Origin of the sequence: Falsiroseomonas sp. HC035 (assembly GCF_050563525.1) — a bacterium.
Lineage (GTDB): Bacteria > Pseudomonadota > Alphaproteobacteria > Acetobacterales > Acetobacteraceae > Falsiroseomonas.
In genome coordinates this window covers 595,035-611,996 of record NZ_JBNXUN010000001.1, presented here as the reverse complement: position 1 = coordinate 611,996, position 16,962 = coordinate 595,035, and the positions used below count along the sequence as shown (strand labels likewise).

Genomic DNA, 16,962 nt, shown 5'->3' with positions numbered 1-16,962 from the left:
CGCCGCGGCTGACCTGAAGCTGCTAACGAAGCACCGGCCCCGGCAGTTGTGCAGCGCCTGTCCCGTGGACGCCGCCGCCCGCCGCGCCTATCTCCCATGCCATGCTCGTCGCGATTCGTGTCCTCGCCCTGATCCTCCTGCTGTTCCTCGGCGGCCTCTGGACCGCCGCCTGGCTCGGCCGTGACCCGGATGAGGGAATCGCGGATGCCTTCCTCCGCCGCATCGGCAGCTTTGTCGGCGCCGACATGCCCGCGCCTTCGGCCGGCGGCGTGCAACTGCCGCAGGGCCTCGCGCTCGGCGGCCCATTCAGCCTGGTGGACCAGTCCGGCAAGCCGGTGACGGAGGCCGATTTCGCCGGCCGCTTCCTGCTGGTCTATTTCGGCTTCACCTATTGCCCCGATGTCTGCCCGACCGAACTCGGCACCATCGCCACCGCCATCGACGCGCTGGAGGAACAGGGCGCCCAGGTGACGCCCATGCTCATCACCATCGACCCGGAGCGGGACACGCCGGAAGCACTGGCCGACTATGTCAGCCGCTTTCACCCCCGCATGGTCGGCCTGACCGGTTCGCCGGAACAGGTCGCCGCCGCCGCCCGCGCCTATCGCGTCTATTATGCCAAGGCCCAGCGGCCCGAAATGTCGGCCTACCTGATGGATCACTCCTCCTTCATCTACCTGGTCGGTCCGGATGGCCGCGTCCGCACCCTGTTCCGGCCGGAAACCACGCCCGAGGCCATCGCCCAGTCGGTCCGCGCGCATCTTCGCCCGGTCTGATCAAGCCGGCTTGCTCGACTTTGACCTCTCCGCGACCGGCGTCAGCGTCGCGGAGGGTTCCGGCCGGGTCTAACACTGGCTAATGTCCACCCACTGCACCGGCACCCGGTGCCGAACTATGGAGCCGCATTCCGCATGTCCGACGAGGAACGGGAGCCGTCCGGCCGCGATGCCCGAATCGCGTCGTCGAACCCGCCCCGCCATACCAGGCGGCTGTCCGACAAGATCCTGATCGCTTTCCACCACGCCTGCGACCAGGGCGACTTCGAGGTGGCGGAGGAGTTGCTGCGGATCCTGGAGATGATGCTGACGCGCCGGCCGGTGGCGCCCGACGTCAACCGCCGCAAGAACATGGAAAGCCTGGTCGCGGCGCATGAACGCCTGTGGCTGCTGCGCCACCCGGAGGCGAACGAAAGCTAGAGCGGCAGCGCCGCCGCATCCCGCAGCACCGGATCGGCGGCCGCGCCCTCCCCATGCAGCACCAGCCCCGGCAGCACCCGCGCCGGGCCGCGCCCGCCGCGACGCCCCGCCAGCAGCACCCGCTTGGCTGCAACGTCCCTGCGCGGCCATAGCGGTAGCAATGCCAGGCTGCCGCAGCCGGCACTTGCCAAGGCACTCACCCCATCCGCGAATCGGGCGGCCGGCAGCACCAGCGTCACGCTGCCCCGATGCGCCAGCCCGGCCGTCATGAACCCTGTCCATGCCGCCAGCGGTACCTCATCCGCATGCGTCGCCCCGGCGCGCAACGCCCCTGGCGGCGGCGTTCCCGCCGGCCAGTAGGGCGGGTTGGCGAAGGCGTGCGTGACACGGGGCAGGGCCGTCCGCAGCGCCGGATCAGCCACATCGCCCTTCAGCACCGTCACAACCGCCGCGAGTCCGTTCCGGGCCGCATTCTCGCGCGCCAGCGCGGCCAGCGCGGCATCGCGCTCCACCGCCACCACAATAATCCCGGGAACCCTGGCCAGCAGGCACAGGAACACCGCGCCGCTGCCGCACCCGGCTTCCAGCACCACATCGCCCGGCCGCGCCGGCACCGCGGCGGCCAGCAGCACCGCGTCATGGCCGGCGCGCAGCCCGTCCCGTCGCTGCAGCAGCCGCACCCGGCCGCCCAGCAGCTGATCCTCGGTCAGGTCAGGCGAGTCCATCCGACTCCCCGGCCTCGGCCAGCAATCGCCTCGCCCCCGATGCCTGGTCCTCGGGCACCGCGAGCCGTCGCGGGAAGATTCCGATGCCCCCCTCGATGGCGCTGACATGCCCATCGAGCACCACCGGCGCGTAGCCAGCGTCGCGCAGCAGGGCCATGAGGAAGGAGAGGCGGATTGGGTTCGTCGTCGCCAGCAGCACCCGCATTCTGGCGTTCCCGTCCGCTTAGCTTGTCCCCGCCCCGGAGGGGCGGCAGCCTTGCCCCTTGGGGGGGGCGTAGCTAAGTTGCCCGGCAACGAACCGAGGTCAATACCGCGTGGATCTGCCTGTCGCGCCCAGCACCGATGATGCACCGGAGGCGATCCGGGGCGAGGACGCCCTCGCCACCCTGATGGCCCTGGTGCAGCGCGACCTCGAATCCTGCAACCGGCTGATCGTCGAGCGCATGCAGAGCCCCGTGGCGCTGATCCCGCAGCTCGCTGCCCACATCGTCGCCGCCGGTGGCAAGCGCCTGCGCCCGCTGCTGACGCTGGCCGCCGCGAAGCTCGCCGGCTACCGCGAGGGCCAGCGCCACGTGGCGTTGGCCGCCTGCGTCGAGTTCATCCATACCGCGACGCTGCTGCATGACGATGTCGTTGACGAAAGCGCCCTACGTCGCGGCCAGGCCAGCGCCAATGCGCTGTTCGGCAACAAGCCCAGCGTGCTGGTCGGCGATTTCCTGTTCGCCCGCGCGTTTCAGCTGATGGTCGAGGACGGCTCACTCGAAGTGCTCGGCATCCTCGCCACCGCGTCTGCCACCATCGCGGAGGGTGAGGTCCTGCAGCTCATCACGCAGAACGACACCGCGACGACGGAAGCGCAGTACCTCGCCGTCATCGAGGGCAAGACCGCCGCCCTGTTCGCCGCCGCGACCGAGGTCGGCGCCATCGTCGCCGATTGCGGCGTGGCGCAGCAGGTGGCGCTGCGCGCCTATGGTCATAACCTCGGTGTCGCGTTCCAGCTCATCGACGATGCGCTCGACTATTCCGCCGAACAGGAAGCCCTCGGCAAGACGGTTGGCGACGACTTCCGCGAGGGCAAGATCACGCTGCCCGTCCTGCTCGCCTTCCAACGCGGCGATGAGTCCGAGCGCGCCTTCTGGCGTCGCACCCTGGAAGACCGCGACCAGACCGAAGCCGACCTGCCGCAGGCCATCGCCCTGATGCAGAAGCACCGCGGCTTCGCCGACACGGTCGAACGCGCCCGCCACTATGGCGAGGCGTCGCTCGAAGCCCTGTCCATCTTCCCCGAATGCCGCGAACGCCGCGCGCTCGCCGGCATCGTCGAGTTCTGCATCAGCCGCGCGCGCTGAGCCGCCGGGTCATGCCCGGATCAGGGGTGCGGCCGGCGGCAAATCCTCCGGCCTGTGCCAGACCGGGCGCCCATTCGCGGTAAACAGCGACACCATCAGGTCCGCGCCGGCGGAGGCGCCGCCGATCCGCAGGCAACCGTCGCAGCGTGCCGCAACCTTCTCCGCCACCGGATGGAAGATACCGTCCCACACGGCATCGCCGCGCGCCCGTGACCCGGCGCTGGCGATCAGCGGCAGCGCGAACCACTCGCCCAGCACCGGCAGGTGCCCTGCCTGCCAGAGCGCCAGCGCGGCATGTTCCATCGCATGCACATTCGCTGCGATCAGCTCCGGGTCATCCCCGGTCCCCGAGCGGTAGGGACCGGCGACCAGCACCATCAGCGACATGGTCAGACGACTGTCAGGCTCTCCCGCCGCAGCTGCACCGCGACATTGTCCAGCGCCTTCGCCGTGCGCTCCACCATCTGGTCAATCTCGTCGACGTTCATGATCAGCGGCGGCGAGAACGCGATGGTGTCGTTCGCCAACCCGCGCAGGATCACGCCCTCCTGCTCGCCAGCCTTTGCCAGGCGCGGTCCGACCTTGGCGGAGGCCTCGAAGTTCTTGTGGTTCGCCTTGTCCGCGACCAGCTCGATCGCCGCGACCATGCCGATGCCGCGCACTTCGCCCACCAGCGGATGGCCCTCGAAGCGCTCGCGCAGCACCTTCTGCATGTGGTCCCCGGCGGTGCGGACATGGCTCACGATGTCCAGCTCGTCGTAGATCTTCAGCGTCTCCAGCGCGACCGCGGCGGCGACCGGATGGCCGGAATAGGTGAAGCCGTGTCCCCAGGTGCCGATGGTCTGCGATCCGTCCGCCAGGCCCTGGAAGATGCGGTCGTTGATGATGATGGCCGAGATCGGCAGGAACGATGCGCTCAGCGCCTTGGCGCAGGTGATGATGTCCGGCGTGATGTCGTAGGTCTGGCAGCCCCAGTAGTTGCCGGTGCGCCCGAAGCCGCAGATCACCTCGTCGGCGACGAACAGCACGTCGTGGCGCCGTAGCACCGCCTGGATCTTGTCGAAGTAGGTGGCCGGCGGCACCATCACGCCGCCCGCCCCCATCACCGGCTCGGCAAAGAAGGCCGCCACCGTCTCAGGCCCCTCCCGCACGATCGTTTCCTCCAGCTCCGCCGCCAGCCGCGTGGCGAAGTCTTCCTCGGATTCGCCCGGCTTGGCGCCATGGTAGTGGTGCGGCGTCGAGACATGGATGAAGCGATCGGAGACCGGCAGGTCGAACATCTTGTGGTTCACCGGCAGCCCGGTCAGCGACCCGGCCGCGATGGTGATGCCGTGATAGGCCTTGAGGCGGGAGATGACCTTCTTCTTCTCCGGCCGCCCGACCGCGTTGTTGTAGTACCAGATCATCTTCAGCGCGGTGTCGTTCGCCTCCGACCCGCTGTTCGCGTAGAACACCTTGCTCATCGGGCAGGGCGCGCGCTCGATCAGCATCTCCGACAGGTCGATCAGCGGCTCGTGCGACTTCGCCGTGAAGGAATGGTAGAAGGGCAGCTTCTTCATCTGCGTGTAGGCAGCTTCCGCCAGCCGCTTGTTGTCGAAGCCGAGCGAGGCGCACCACAGCCCGGCCACCGCCTCGATGTATTCCTTGCCCTGGTCGTCCCACACCCGCACGCCCTCGCCGCGCGCGATCACCAGCGGGCCGTTCACGGCATGGGCGCGGTGGTCGGTATAGGGGTGCAGCACATTCGCGATATCGCGTGCGGCGTTCGAATTGCGCGGCGGGGTCATGGCGCTTCCTTCGGAATGCAGGGTGGGCGAAGCCTAGCCCCTTTTGCGCCGCCTGTAAGCCACGCGATCGAGGTTGTCGCGCCCGACCGGCGGCGTCAGATTGCGCCCGAAGGGGTTCGTCCGATGACCGAGATCAAGCCACATTCCTCCCACTGGGGCGCCTTCGAGGCGGTGGTCGAGAATGGCCGCCTTACCGAGGCCCGCCCCTTCGCCCGCGATTCCTTTCCCGGGACGCTGCTCGCCTCGATGCCGGACGCTGTTCACAGTGCCGCGCGTATCGACCGGCCCTATGCCCGCGCCGGCTGGCTGCGTGGCGAACGGCGCGGCTTTTCCCGCGGCGGCGACAGCTTCATCCCGCTGAAGTGGGACGAGGCGATCCGCCTGGTCGCCGAGGAAACCGCCCGCATCCGCGCGGAACATGGCGCGCCCGCCATCCTCGGCGGCAGCTATGGCTGGTCCTCCGCGGGCCGCTACCACCACGCCCGCACGCAGCTCCATCGCTTCCTCGGCCTGGGCGGTGGCTTCACCAGCCAGGTGACGAACTATTCCTACGGCGCCGGCATGACCCTGATGCCGCACATCCTGGGCACCAACGAGGTCATCCAGGGGCGGGTGACGGACTGGCTTAGCATCGCGCGCCACACGAAGCTGATGCTCTGCTTCGGCGGCCTGCCGCTGAAGAACGGGCTGGTGACCTCGGGCGGCGGCGGCGCGCATGAATACGTGCCGCTGATGCGGCAGGCCGCCGCCGCCGGTGTCCGCTTCGTCAACATCTCTCCCTTCAAGGGCGACGTCGGCGACTTCCTCGGCGCCGAATGGGTGCCGATCCGGCCGAACACCGACGCGGCGATGATGTTCGCCATGGCGCATGTGCTGATCGAGTCCGGGCAGGAGGATACGGCCTTCCTGTCCCGCTGCACCGTCGGTTACGACCACTTCCGCGACTACGTCCTGGGGAAGGCCGATGGCGTCGCCAAGACCCCCGATTGGGCGGCCGCGCTGACCGATGTTCCGGCCGGTACGATCCGCCGCCTCGCGCTCGAGGCCGCGGCCGCCCCCACCATGTGCACCGCCACCTGGTCCATCCAGCGCGCGGAACACGGCGAGCAGCCCTGGTGGGCGCTGGTCGCCTTCGCCGCCATGCTGGGGGGCATCGGCAGCCCGGGGCAGGGGATCGCCTTCGGCTATGGCAGCATGAACGGCATGGGCACGCCGCGGCACGAGGTGCCCTCCGTCGCCGGCCCCTCCGTCCGTAACCCCTGCGGCGCCTATATCCCGGTCGCCCGGGTGACGGAGCTGCTGGAGCGTCCTGGCGAGATCCTGCAATACAACGGCCGCGACCTGCTGCTGCCCGACATCCGCATGATCTGGTGGGCCGGCGGCAACCCCTTCCACCACCACCAGGACCTCGGCCGCCTGCTCCGGGCGTGGTGCCGCGCCGACACCGTCGTGGTGCAGGAGCCGTGGTGGACCGCGGTCGCCCGCCACGCCGACATCGTGCTGCCGGCGACGACGAGCCTCGAGCGCAACGACATCGGCAGCGCGTCCCGTGACCGCTTCGTCCGCGCCATGCATCAGGCTATCGCGCCGGTTGGGCAGGCCCGCAACGACGTCGACATCCTGGCCGACCTCGCCGACGCCGCCGGCTTCCGTGCAGCCTTCACCGAACAGCGCGACGAATCCGCCTGGCTGCAGCACCTGTATGGCCGCTGGCGCCAGGCCTGCGCCGCGCAGGACATCCAAGTTCCGGATTTCGCGACGTTCTGGGAAGCTGGCCATGTCGAGATCCCGCCGCCCGCCACGGACTACGTCCAGTTCGCCGACTTCGCCGCCGACCCGGCCGCGAACCCGCTGAACACGCCCTCCGGCAAGGTCGAGATCTTCTCCGAAACCATCGCCGGCTTCGGCTACGCCGAGACCCCCGGCCATGCCGTCTGGCGCGAGCCGACCGAGTTCCTCGGCAGTGCCCTCGCCCGGAAATATCCGCTGCACATGCTGTCCTTCCAGCCGGCGACACGCCTGCACGGCCAGCTCGACACCGGCCGCGTCGCCGCCGACGACAAGATCCAGGGCCGCGAGAAGCTGCGCATGAACCCTGCCGACGCCGCCGCCCGCGGCCTGGTGGATGGCCAGGTGATCCGCGTCTTCAACGACCGCGGCGCCGTCGCCGCTGGCCTGCGCGTGACCGAGGACATCCGCCCCGGCGTCGTCGCCATGGCCACCGGCGCCTGGTGGAATCCGGCGCGGCCCGGCGCCACCGACAGCACCTGCCTGCACGGCAACCCCAACGTGCTGACCTCGGATGTCGGCACCTCCCGCCTCGGGCAGGGCTCCGCCGCGCAATCATGCCTGGTGCAGATCGAGGCTTGGCAGGGCGAGGCGCCGCCCGTCACCGTTCACGCCCCGCCGGCCGGCGCGTCATCGCCTTAGGCCATCGGCTACCAAGGTGCAGCCGGCGACCGCCGCCAATATGGCGAGCCCCGGCCACACCGCGACCCAGGGCGCGCTGAAGACCAGATCCTGCGCATTGGCGAGCATGTTCCCCCAGCTCGCCGCCGGCGGCGCGATGCCAAGCCCGAGGAAGCTCAGCGTGCTCTCTGCCAGGATCGCCCCCGCCACGGTCAGCGCCGCCGCCACCGACACCGGCCCCGCGATGTTCGGCGCCACATGCCGCCACAGCACACGCGCCTCGGAGCCGCCGAGCGCCCGCGCCGCCCGCACATAGTCCCGCGCCAGCACCGATAGCGCCGCCGCCCGCGAAAGCCGCGCCACGCCGACCCAGCCGAACACCGACAGGATGGCGACGATGCGCACGATGTCGGAGGCGGCCTCGCCGCGCGGCAGCCCGATCCGCCCCGTGTCGGCGGCGGCCAGCACCACCAGCACCGGCAGTGCCGGCAGCGCCAGCATGCCGTCCGCCAGCCGCATCAGCACCGCATCCACCAACCCACCGCGCCAAGCCGCCAGCAGCCCGATGCCGGTGCCGATCACGGTTGCAGCCACCGCGGTCGCGACGCCCACCGCCAGCGACACCCGCGCCCCCTCCAGCAGCCGCACCAGCACGTCCCGCCCCAGGTCATCCGTCCCCAGCGGATGGTCCGCCGAGGCCGGGGCGAAGCGGTTGAACAGATCCGGCGCCACCCCATCCAGCCCGAGCCACCCCGCAACCCACGGCGCCGCCGCCGCCGCCAGCGCCAGCGTGCCCAACAGCAGCGCCCCGATCGCCAGCCTCACGCCAACCTCGGGTCGATCGCCCGCTGCCCGATATCCGCCGCCAGCGTCGCCAGCATGGTCACCAGCGCCACCAGCAGCAGCGCCACCAGCGCCAGGTTGGTGTCGTTCCCCATCACCGCGTCATAGATCAGCTTGCCCATGCCCGGCCGTGCGAACAGCGTCTCCGTGATCAGTGCCCCGCCGACCAGGCTGCCGGCATCCAGTGCCGCCACCTGCAGGATCGGCACCGCCGCATTTGGCGCCGCATGCCGCAGCAGCAGCCGCATCTCCCCCGCCCCGCGCGCCCGCGCCGCGGTGATCCAGGGCGATTGCAGCACCGCCGAAAGCTCCGCCGCGCTGTGCCGCGCATAGGCCGCAAGGTTCGCCACCGCCAGCGTTGCCACCGGCAGGACCAGGAAGCGCAGCGCCTCCACCGCGCCAGGCTCCGGAGTCCCGCCCGCCGGCAGCCAGCCCAGCATCACGGCGAAGACGATGATCAGCAGGATGCCCAACCAGAAGCTCGGCGCCGACTGCCCCAGGATGGCGATGGCATCGGCAACCGGCGCAAATCGCGGCTTCATCGCCGCCAGCGCCCCGAGCCCGAGCCCGACCACCGCCGAGACCACCACCGCCGCCCCCAGCAGCACCAGCGTGGAGCCCAGCGCCGGCCCGATGATCTGCGCCACCGGCTGCGCGAACAGCCGCGAATAGCCGAACTCGCCCTGCATCAAGGCGCCGGCCCAGGCGAGGTACCGGGTCAGCAACGGCTGGTCCAACCCGTGCAGAGCCCGCAGCCGCGCCGCATCCTCCGCATTCAGCCGCGGGTCGCCGGCGATGGCGAGGTCAATCGGGTCGCCCGGCATCAGCCCGATCAACAGGAACATGGCAAAGGACAGCACCGTCAGCGTCACCGCGATCTGCACAAGCCGCCCGGCCAGCAGCCGGATCACGCCTCCGGACCGTGGAACACCGCCTCGATGCGGTTGCCGTCCGGGTCGCGCAGGAAGGCCGCGTAGTAGTGCGGGTGGTAGATCGGCCGCAGCCCGGGCGCGCCGTCATCCGTGCCACCCGACGCCAGCCCCGCCGCATGGAAGTCCCGCACCGCCCCGCGCCCCTTCGCCCGGAACGCCCAGTGGCAGGCCGCATCCGCCGCCGTGGCGCCGGCGCGGATGGTCAGGTAGCTGCCGGCGTCGCGCAGCCCGTAGCCGATGGCGCGCTCCTCCCGCCACACGCAGGGCTGGCCGAGCGCCGCCATCACCGCATCGTAGAACCGCGCGGCGCGCGGCAAATCCACCACGGCGATGGAGACATGATCGAGCATCAGCGCACCACCCGCCACTGCTCGACCCAGTTGGAGGACGCATTGAGGTGCCCGGTTGGCCGCACCCCCTCCAGCCAGATCGGCCAGACATGCGCGTCGGATCGGAACCACAGCGGGATCGCCGGCAGCTCCTCCGCATAGATCGCCTGCAGGCGGTGCCACAGCACGCGGCGGCGCTCTACATCCAGCTCGATCGGCAACGCTTCCAGCAGCGCATCCATTTCCGCGTTGCGGAAGCCGGTGTAGTTCTGGCCGGAGAAGTTGCGCGCGGCGGTCGGGATCTCGTCCGAATGCAACGTCGTGCGCGGCACGTTCTCCGGACTGCTGATCCAGGCGAACAGCGCGGCGCCGGTGAAGCGGCGGCGGGAGACGGTTTCGCCGAAGAACACCCGCGGTGGCTCGTTGCGGATGCGCGTCTCGATGCCCAGCGGCCGCCACATGCCCTGCAACACCTGCTGCACCTGCTCGCGGGACCGGTTGCCGGCGGTGGTCATCAACTCGATGGCCAAGCGGTCGCCGGCCGCATTGCGGCGGATGCCGTCGGGGCCGGGCGTCCAGCCGGCCTCGGCCAGCAGCGCGCCGGCCCGCGCTGCATCGAACGGCCACTGGCGCACCGCATCGTCATGCATCCCGTCCAGCGGGTTGACCGTGGTGTGCGCCACGGTCTGCCGTCCCTCGAACAGCCGCGCCACGATCTGTGCGCGGTCGGTGCCGAGCACCAGCGCCTGGCGCACGCGGCGATCGGCGAGGATCGGATTGTCCAGCATCAGGTCGAGATGCTCGTAGATCAGGCCCGGCTTGTATTCAAAGCGGAAGCGGTTGCGCGCCCGGCGTTCCAGCGCCGTGACCTGTTCCAGCGGCAGGCCGAGTTCCCCCGCCACCATGTCGATCTGCCCGGCCAGAAGCTGTGCCTCCAGCGCCGCCGTGTTCTCCACCGTGCGGATATTGATCCGGCGGAACGCGGGGGCGGTGCCGCCCCAATGCGCGTTGCGCTCCAGCGTTACGCCGGAGCCGGGTGTGGTGGCGGAAACCCGGTAGGGGCCGTTCCACAGGCCGGGGTTGGTGGTCTCGGTCTCGTAGGCGCTGCGGGTGCGGTAGCTACGCGGTTCGGCTTCCCAGCGCGCGCGCTCGATATGCGCGGGAAGCGGCACCCAATCGCCGCTGCTGCCGTATTCGAAGGTCACCTGGTCGAAGCGCAGCGTGATGCGGCGCGGGCCTTCCACGATCGCCTCATAGGCGCGGCGATAGAATTCGCTGCCGCCGAACCCGGTGGAGAAGTCGCGCCCGGCCTGCCAGGCGAACAGCAGATCCTCCGCCGTCACCGGCGTGCCATCCCCCCAGGCCCAGCCCTCCCGCAGCTCCCAGGTGACGCGGATGCCGGCCTTGCCGTCCGGCGTCTGTTCCCGCGTGGCGAGCCCGTTCTCCAGGCTCGGCACCGTGACGCAGCCAAGGCAGGTCAGGTTCCAGTCGGCATCCCGCGCCGTCAGCGGCCGCCGGGTGAAGCCGCCGACATAGGATTTGGCCGCCATGCTCTCGATGTTTGGGTGGAAGGTCGCCGGGTACTGCGTGATGCCGATGGTCAGCACGTCGCGCGCCGGCTGGGCCTGCGCCGGGGCGGCGAGGGCGAGGAGAGCGAGGGTCAGCCAGCGGGCGGCCATTGGCGGGCTCCATGCCAGACGCGCAGGATGATGAGGTCGTCATCCTCCACAGGGTAAATCAACAGGAAAGATGTGCCGGCACCGCGAAGAGCCGGCGGCCGCGCTCATTGGAACGGCCCATGCCTGGGAAGGCGGCCAGTCGCTGCCCGGCATCGGGCAGGCGGTTGCGGAGCCTCATCGCGCTTTCCCGGTTGTCGCGGGCGATGTCCTCGATGGCTTCCGCGAGGTCGCGCCGCGCCAGCAGCGTGACGCGCAGTCGCTTCAAGCGGTCCGCGCGCGCGCGATGATGTCGTCCAGGTCGGCCATCACCTGCTCGAAGGGTACGGTCCGCCCGGCAACGGCCTGCGCCTCGCCTTCACCGAGCCATGACTCCAGCGCATCGGCATCGGCAACCAGGCTGCGCGCCACCTCGGCCAACAGCGCCTCTGCCGTGGTGGCGCGGAAGGTGGCGAGGTGCTGGAGACGTGCGGCCTGGTCCTCGGGCAGTTCCACGCTGGAATGCGCCATCCGATCCTCCCGTCACTCGCTGCCGTCCTTCGGCTTCGCCTCCGCGAGCGACCCGATGCCGCCATGCGCGCCGGACCAGCCAACCGGGTCCTCCAGGAACTTGCGCACTTCCTTCAGCGCGGCCTCCGAGAAATATGGGCGCTCGCGGCAGACTTCCAGCACGTCCCACCAGGTGGCCAGGTGGTGCAGGTTGAGGCCCATGGCCTTCATCTGCTCGAAGCTGCCGGGGAAGACGCCATAGTAGAATACCACGAAGGTGTGGTCGCAGATGGTCCCGGCCTCCCGCAGCGCGTTGGCGAAGCGGATCTTGCTGGCGCCGTCGGTGGTCAGGTCTTCCACCAGCAGCGTGCGCTGGCCGACCGGCACCTCGCCCTCGATCTGCGCGTTGCGGCCGAAGCCCTTGGGCTTCTTCCGCACATAGGCCATCGGCGCCATCATGCGGTCGGCGATCCAGGCGCCAAAGGGAATGCCGGCGGTCTCGCCGCCCACCACCACGTCGATCGACTCGTAGCCGATGTGCCGGCCGATCTTCTGCACCGCCAGCTCGCAGATCTGGTTGCGGGCACGGGGGAAGGAGATGATCTTGCGGCAATCGATGTAGACCGGGCTCTTCCAGCCGCTGGTGAAGGTGTAGGGCTCCTCCGGTCGGAAGTTCACCGCCTTGATCTCGAGCAGGATGCGCGCGGTCGTCAGCGCGGCGTCGCGGTCCCAGTCGGAGGCGTGCGGGATGGCCATCTTTGCGAATTCCTGAACTCGGCGTGTCGTCCGTTCGTAACCATGTCCCGCGGGTTCGTCCATGACGGAGCCCGTCTGGGTACTGGTGGACCCGCGCGCCGGGACGGCGGCACAGGCGCTCGGCATCGCGGAGCGCCTGCCGGTGGCGCATCGCGTCGTCGCGCTGGAGTGGGGCGCGCTGGCGCGGCTGCCGTTGCCGTTCCCGACCCTGGCGGGGCTGACGCCGCAGGCGCGCGGGGCGTTCGTGCCGCCATGGCCGCGCCTGGTGATCTCCGCCGGGCGGCGGGCCGGGCCGGTGGTGCGGTGGCTCGGCGCGCGCGGGGTGCGGACGGTGCAGTGCATGCGGGCGGCGGGGCGGTTCGACCTGTCCGTCCTCGGGCGGCATGACGCGCCGGCCCGGGTGCCGGAGGTGCTGGCGATCCTGGGCGCCGCGCATCGGGTGACGCCCGCCAAGCTGGCGGCGGCGCGGGATGTGTTTACCGGGCTTGCCGAGTTGCCCTCGCCCCGCGTCGGCCTGCTGCTGGGCGGGCCGGTGCGGGGGGAGGGGCTGGCGCCGGAGGTCGCGGCGCGGCTTGGCGCGCGGGTGGCGGGCTTCGCCGGTAGCGTGCTGGCGACGACCAGCCGCAGGACCGGGGCCGCGGCGACGGCGGCGCTGGGCGCGGCACTGGCGGGCGTGCCGCACCGGCTGCATCGCTGGGGGGATGCCGGTGCCAATCCGTATCTCGGAGTGCTGGCCTGGGCGGATGTGCTGGTGGTGAGCGGGGACAGCGTCTCCATGCTGTCGGAGGCGCTGGTAACGGCGGCGCCGGTGTTCGTCGCGCCGATGGGCGATGAGGGGCGGCGGCACCTCGCGCTGCATGAAAGCCTGTACGCTGCGGGGCAGGCGCGGCCGCTGGACCGGGCGCCGGAGCCCTTCGTGCGGACGCCGCTGGATGAGGTGGGGCGGGTGGCGGGCGAGATTCTGCGGCGGGGGTGGCTGTGAGCCGGCGAAACCTGCCGGCCAGAGCCAGCGAAGCGGTGGGCATGAGCAGCACGACATTGGATGGGTGGCAGCGTCGGCTCGGGCGGCGGTGGAAGCGGCTGCACCGGGGGGTGTACCTGCTGGCGGGGCTCGGGGTGTTCCATGCCTTCCTGCAGGCGAAGGCGCGGGCGGACTCCGTGGTGGTGCTGGCCGGCGTCTTCGTCTGGCTGATGGCCTGGCGGCTGCTGCCGGGGCGGTGGCGGGCGGACCCCTGGGCGCTGGCCGGGCTGGCGCTGGTGGCGGGGCTGGGCGCGGCGGCGATCGAGTGGGGATGGTACGCCGCCGCCACCAACCTGCCGGCCGGCCGGATCCTTGCCGCAAATCTGGGGCTGGACGCGGGGTGGCGGCCGGCGCAGGGGGTGGCGCTGGCAGGGCTGGCGGTCGCGGTGCTGAGCGCAGTGCGCGCGCGTGGGGTTGCCGGCGGCGCGGCGCGGTAGCAGGGTCCGCCGGAACGCCGGAGGACGCATCCATGACCCGCAAGACCCACCGCATCGCCGTGATTCCCGGCGATGGCATCGGCAAGGAGACGGTGCCGGAGGGGCTGCGCGTGCTGGATGCCGCGGCGCGGCGCTTCGGCTTCGACCTGGAGCTGACGCATTACGACTGGTCCTGCGAGACCTACCAGCAGACCGGCAAGATGATGCCGGATGACGGGCTGGACCAGCTTCGGCGGTCCGACAGCGTGTTCCTGGGCGCGGTGGGCTGGCCGGGGGTGCCGGACCATGTCTCGCTGTGGGGGCTGCTGATCCCGATCCGGCGCGGCTTCGACCAGTACATCAGCCTGCGGCCCTGCAAGCTGATGCCGGGCGGGCGGACGCCGCTGGCCGACAGGGGTCCGAAGGACATCGACTTCTACGTGGTGCGTGAGAATACCGAGGGTGAATATTCCTCGACTGGTGGGCGGATGTTCCCAGGCACGGATCGGGAATTCGTGACACAGGACAGTGTTTTCACCCGCGTCGGTGTCGACCGGGTGCTGAAATACGCGTTCGAACTGGCGCAGACGCGGCCGCGGCGGAAGCTGACCAGCGCGACGAAATCCAACGGCATCACCTTCACCATGCCGTACTGGGACGAGCGCTTCGCGGAGATGGCGACGAAGTATCCGGGCGTGACCACGGACCAGTTCCACATCGACATCCTGTGCGCGCATTTCGTGCAGCACCCGGACTGGTTCGACGTGGTGGTGGGGTCCAACCTGTTCGGCGACATCCTGTCGGACCTCGGGCCGGCGGTGGCGGGCAGCATCGGCATCGCGCCGAGCGCCAACATCAATCCGGAGAAGCTGCATCCGAGCATGTTCGAGCCGGTGCATGGCAGCGCGCCGGACATCGCGGGCAAGTGGATCTGCAACCCGATCGGGCAGGTGTGGTCGGGCGCCATGATGCTGGAGCATCTGGGGGAGAAGGCGGCAGCGGATGCGATCGTTGGCGCCATCGAGACGCTGCTGGCGGAAGGCGGGCCGCGGACGCGCGACATGGGCGGCAATGCCGGGACCGAGGATGTGGGCAAGGCGCTGGCGGAGGCAGTCTCGCGCGGCTGACATTGCTTTATGATCAGGTGGTTGTGCGGAAGGCTTGAGGCCGGCCGCCAACCATCCGGTGCAGCAGCATCAGCCATTTCAGGCCCGACCGCAGGATCGGCAGGCCGGATTCAAGCACGGATTCGCGGGCGCGGCGCAGGGTTTCGGACAAATCCGGGTTGGGCAGGTCGGCCTCCGAACACGGCAGGGCGGCGACCAGGCCCAGGTCGCGGGCGAGCAGCAGGCTCGCCATCGACATGAGGCGGCAGGCGCGGCGCCAGGCGCGGGCGATGCGCCATTCGAGCGTGGCGAGGCGGGGTGCGGCGCGCAGCAGGCGGTCGAGCAGGCCAGACCGCGCGTAGCGGCGCAGGGTGCGGTGGGCGGTATCGGCGCGGCCGAGTTCGGGCGGCAGGTCACGCCAGGGGCCGCGGGAGCAGGCGACCCAGAAGATGGCGTCGAGGGTGCGGCGACGGTCGGCGGGCGGGCGGCCGCGGGTGGCCGCAAGGAGCGGGGCGAGGGCGGTCCATTCGGCGTCGGTCATCGGGGACCAGGGATGGGGACGCGTCGCGCGGCGGGGCTGGCGGTGTGGGGGCATGGGCGTTCCCTCGGGCAGCCGGCAGGACTGCGATCTTGCCGCGCCCAGCGCAAGAAAAAATACCTATACCATCAGTCGGTCCGGTGGGTCGAATGATGCATCGCATCACTTGAACCGATAGGCGGCCGCGTCGTATAAACGGGGCAGGTATTGAGAACCATTCTCAATCGCTTTGCATCCCGCGCCGCCGGGGAAGACGGGAGTGTCCATGGGCCGCGAATTCAGCCACATCGCCCGACGCTGCGAACGTGCCGTGGTGACCGCCTACCGGGAGCTGCGCGACGGGGGGAATGCCGACATGGCGGCCTTCACCGCCTGCACCACGCTGTACCGCATCCACCACCCCGAAGCCTCGGTGACCGAGGCACGGCGGCTGGTGGCGGAGTGGATCGACCATCACGTGGTGCAGGGGATGCAGACCGAGGCGCCGGGCTGCGACTGCGACTGATCGCGATTGCGAGTCATTCGCATCTAAGGCGTGGGCGCTGATTGGGCCGGTGCCTGGCGGTGTCGCCCACCGTTGCGTCCCATGCTCCCGCGATCGTGTGCTTGGACTGGTTGCAGTCGCCGGAGCTGGACGCGGAAACTGCGGCGCGCCTGCCGACCGCACGCCGACGCCTCCTGCCCGCCAGGCGTCGTGCGGCTCGCGCCAGGACGCCGGAAGCGAGTGTGTTCATGCAGGCGGCAACATGCCCGGCGGCAATCGTCCTGCTCATCGACGCTTCGGCGTCGGTGCCGGATCGCATGTACCTTGCTCAGCGTGACGGCACCGCGGCAGCCTTCGAAGACCCGCGCTTGACCCGGAGGTTGAAGACTTCGGGCCCGCTCGCGGTTCTCGTCGCCGAATTCGCCTTCGTGCCACTCGTCAGGCTGGAATGGACGGTTGTCCGCGACGCAGAGGATGCACGCCGCTTCGCCGCGGACTTCCGTGGGCTTCGCCGCTCAGGTTGGAACGGGAATACCGCCATCGGCCATGCTTTGGCGTTTGCGGTGCAGGAACTGGTTGCATCGCCCTGTGCGGCGGGCCTGCGGATCATCGACATCTCGACGGATGGCGTAGAGACCAATCCGCGCGTTCCCGCCCGTGACGCGCGCGATTCCGCCGCTGCCGAGGGTATCGTGGTGAACGCGATCGCCTTCCCGACCGGGTTGGTCGAGGGCGCCGATGACCGCGATAAGCTGCTCGCCGAAGCGGCGCGTTGGCTGCGCGAGAATGTCGCGACCGGCTTCGTGCGCGTCGCGGACCGGCCGGCCGGCTTTCTTGAAGCCTTCCGCGAGAAGGTCGTGTTCGAAATCGCGCAACTGCCGGACCTGGCGACATGACGCCGCCGCG

The 16,962-nt window shown here is 70.4% G+C and carries 21 protein-coding genes; 9 read left to right on the top strand and 12 right to left on the bottom strand.

Translation table 11 applies throughout. From position 1 onward, the window contains the following. Positions 1-101: 101 nt before the first annotated feature. Both ACLF3G_RS03050 and ACLF3G_RS03045 read left to right on the top strand, forming a co-directional pair. Entirely contained in the window at positions 102-776 is a 675-nt protein-coding gene (locus ACLF3G_RS03050; protein WP_430667839.1) for an SCO family protein, read from the top strand. Between the two features lie 135 nt (positions 777-911). Beyond that, entirely contained in the window at positions 912-1,196 is a 285-nt protein-coding gene (locus ACLF3G_RS03045; protein WP_430667838.1) for a hypothetical protein, read from the top strand. Here the strand turns inward: ACLF3G_RS03045 and ACLF3G_RS03040 are convergent. Continuing rightward, positions 1,193-1,921 (bottom strand): tRNA1(Val) (adenine(37)-N6)-methyltransferase, encoded by a 729-nt coding sequence (locus ACLF3G_RS03040; protein ID WP_430667837.1) that lies wholly within the window; start codon positions 1,919-1,921, stop codon positions 1,193-1,195. The two genes, ACLF3G_RS03045 and ACLF3G_RS03040, sit on opposite strands and share 4 nt — an antisense overlap. Continuing rightward, a complete protein-coding gene (locus ACLF3G_RS03035; RefSeq protein ID WP_430667836.1) occupies positions 1,908-2,126 on the bottom strand; it encodes a DUF2007 domain-containing protein in 219 nt (72 codons plus the stop codon). The genes ACLF3G_RS03040 and ACLF3G_RS03035 overlap by 14 nt, the downstream gene beginning before the upstream one ends. A 184-nt stretch (positions 2,127-2,310) precedes the next feature. Here ACLF3G_RS03035 and ACLF3G_RS03030 point away from each other — a divergent pair, with 184 nt between their 5' ends. Then, the gene (locus ACLF3G_RS03030) at positions 2,311-3,270 is read left to right on the top strand and encodes a polyprenyl synthetase family protein (protein ID WP_430668135.1); all 960 of its coding nucleotides are present in this window, start codon (positions 2,311-2,313) and stop codon (positions 3,268-3,270) included. 9 nt (positions 3,271-3,279) lie between these two features. Here ACLF3G_RS03030 and ACLF3G_RS03025 read toward each other — a convergent pair whose 3' ends face one another. Next, positions 3,280-3,657, bottom strand: coding sequence for a hypothetical protein (locus tag ACLF3G_RS03025; protein ID WP_430667835.1), 378 nt, complete (start codon positions 3,655-3,657; stop codon positions 3,280-3,282). Between the two features lie 2 nt (positions 3,658-3,659). Next, positions 3,660-5,057 (bottom strand): aspartate aminotransferase family protein, encoded by a 1,398-nt coding sequence (locus tag ACLF3G_RS03020; protein ID WP_430667834.1) that lies wholly within the window; start codon positions 5,055-5,057, stop codon positions 3,660-3,662. Positions 5,058-5,180: 123 nt separating this feature from the next. Here ACLF3G_RS03020 and ACLF3G_RS03015 point away from each other — a divergent pair, with 123 nt between their 5' ends. Continuing rightward, positions 5,181-7,487 carry a molybdopterin-dependent oxidoreductase gene (locus tag ACLF3G_RS03015; protein WP_430667833.1) on the top strand — a complete coding sequence of 769 codons (2,307 nt, stop codon included), beginning with the start codon at positions 5,181-5,183 and terminating at the stop codon, positions 7,485-7,487. Here the strand turns inward: ACLF3G_RS03015 and ACLF3G_RS03010 are convergent. Genes ACLF3G_RS03010 through ACLF3G_RS02980 form a run of 7 tightly spaced genes read right to left on the bottom strand, consistent with a single transcriptional unit; the run spans position 7,476 to position 12,491 of the window. Then, the gene (locus ACLF3G_RS03010; RefSeq protein WP_430667832.1) at positions 7,476-8,291 is read right to left on the bottom strand and encodes an ABC transporter permease; all 816 of its coding nucleotides are present in this window, start codon (positions 8,289-8,291) and stop codon (positions 7,476-7,478) included. The two genes, ACLF3G_RS03015 and ACLF3G_RS03010, sit on opposite strands and share 12 nt — an antisense overlap. Beyond that, a complete protein-coding gene (locus ACLF3G_RS03005; RefSeq protein ID WP_430667831.1) occupies positions 8,288-9,220 on the bottom strand; it encodes an ABC transporter permease in 933 nt (310 codons plus the stop codon). The genes ACLF3G_RS03010 and ACLF3G_RS03005 overlap by 4 nt, the downstream gene beginning before the upstream one ends. Continuing rightward, complete coding sequence (locus ACLF3G_RS03000; RefSeq protein WP_430667830.1) at positions 9,217-9,591, bottom strand: VOC family protein; 375 nt, start codon at positions 9,589-9,591, stop codon at positions 9,217-9,219. Before ACLF3G_RS03000 ends, ACLF3G_RS03005 begins: the two co-directional genes overlap by 4 nt. After that, entirely contained in the window at positions 9,591-11,249 is a 1,659-nt protein-coding gene (locus ACLF3G_RS02995) for a peptide ABC transporter substrate-binding protein (RefSeq protein ID WP_430667829.1), read from the bottom strand. The genes ACLF3G_RS03000 and ACLF3G_RS02995 overlap by 1 nt, the downstream gene beginning before the upstream one ends. Before the next feature lie 58 nt (positions 11,250-11,307). Beyond that, the gene (locus tag ACLF3G_RS02990; RefSeq protein WP_430667828.1) at positions 11,308-11,514 is read right to left on the bottom strand and encodes a type II toxin-antitoxin system RelE/ParE family toxin; all 207 of its coding nucleotides are present in this window, start codon (positions 11,512-11,514) and stop codon (positions 11,308-11,310) included. Then, positions 11,511-11,756: a hypothetical protein gene (locus tag ACLF3G_RS02985; protein WP_430667827.1), complete on the bottom strand. Its 246-nt coding sequence runs from the start codon at positions 11,754-11,756 to the stop codon at positions 11,511-11,513. Before ACLF3G_RS02985 ends, ACLF3G_RS02990 begins: the two co-directional genes overlap by 4 nt. A gap of 12 nt (positions 11,757-11,768) precedes the next feature. Beyond that, positions 11,769-12,491, bottom strand: coding sequence for an orotate phosphoribosyltransferase (locus tag ACLF3G_RS02980; protein WP_430667826.1), 723 nt, complete (start codon positions 12,489-12,491; stop codon positions 11,769-11,771). A gap of 61 nt (positions 12,492-12,552) precedes the next feature. On the opposite strand from ACLF3G_RS02980, the gene ACLF3G_RS02975 reads away from it, so the two are divergent. The 3 genes from ACLF3G_RS02975 to ACLF3G_RS02965 are packed head-to-tail and all read left to right on the top strand — an operon-like array spanning position 12,553 to position 15,055. Beyond that, a complete protein-coding gene (locus ACLF3G_RS02975; RefSeq protein ID WP_430667825.1) occupies positions 12,553-13,473 on the top strand; it encodes a mitochondrial fission ELM1 family protein in 921 nt (306 codons plus the stop codon). 41 nt (positions 13,474-13,514) lie between these two features. Further along, positions 13,515-13,949, top strand: coding sequence for a hypothetical protein (locus ACLF3G_RS02970; protein ID WP_430667824.1), 435 nt, complete (start codon positions 13,515-13,517; stop codon positions 13,947-13,949). A gap of 32 nt (positions 13,950-13,981) precedes the next feature. Continuing rightward, positions 13,982-15,055 carry a tartrate dehydrogenase gene (locus ACLF3G_RS02965; protein ID WP_430667823.1) on the top strand — a complete coding sequence of 358 codons (1,074 nt, stop codon included), beginning with the start codon at positions 13,982-13,984 and terminating at the stop codon, positions 15,053-15,055. Between the two features lie 13 nt (positions 15,056-15,068). Here ACLF3G_RS02965 and ACLF3G_RS02960 read toward each other — a convergent pair whose 3' ends face one another. Then, positions 15,069-15,575: a transposase gene (locus ACLF3G_RS02960; protein WP_430667822.1), complete on the bottom strand. Its 507-nt coding sequence runs from the start codon at positions 15,573-15,575 to the stop codon at positions 15,069-15,071. A gap of 262 nt (positions 15,576-15,837) precedes the next feature. Here ACLF3G_RS02960 and ACLF3G_RS02955 point away from each other — a divergent pair, with 262 nt between their 5' ends. Both ACLF3G_RS02955 and ACLF3G_RS02950 read left to right on the top strand, forming a co-directional pair. Next, complete coding sequence (locus ACLF3G_RS02955; protein ID WP_430667821.1) at positions 15,838-16,077, top strand: hypothetical protein; 240 nt, start codon at positions 15,838-15,840, stop codon at positions 16,075-16,077. A 101-nt stretch (positions 16,078-16,178) separates the two neighbouring features. After that, the gene (locus tag ACLF3G_RS02950) at positions 16,179-16,952 is read left to right on the top strand and encodes a DUF1194 domain-containing protein (protein WP_430667820.1); all 774 of its coding nucleotides are present in this window, start codon (positions 16,179-16,181) and stop codon (positions 16,950-16,952) included. The last annotated feature ends 10 nt before the right edge of the window (positions 16,953-16,962 follow it).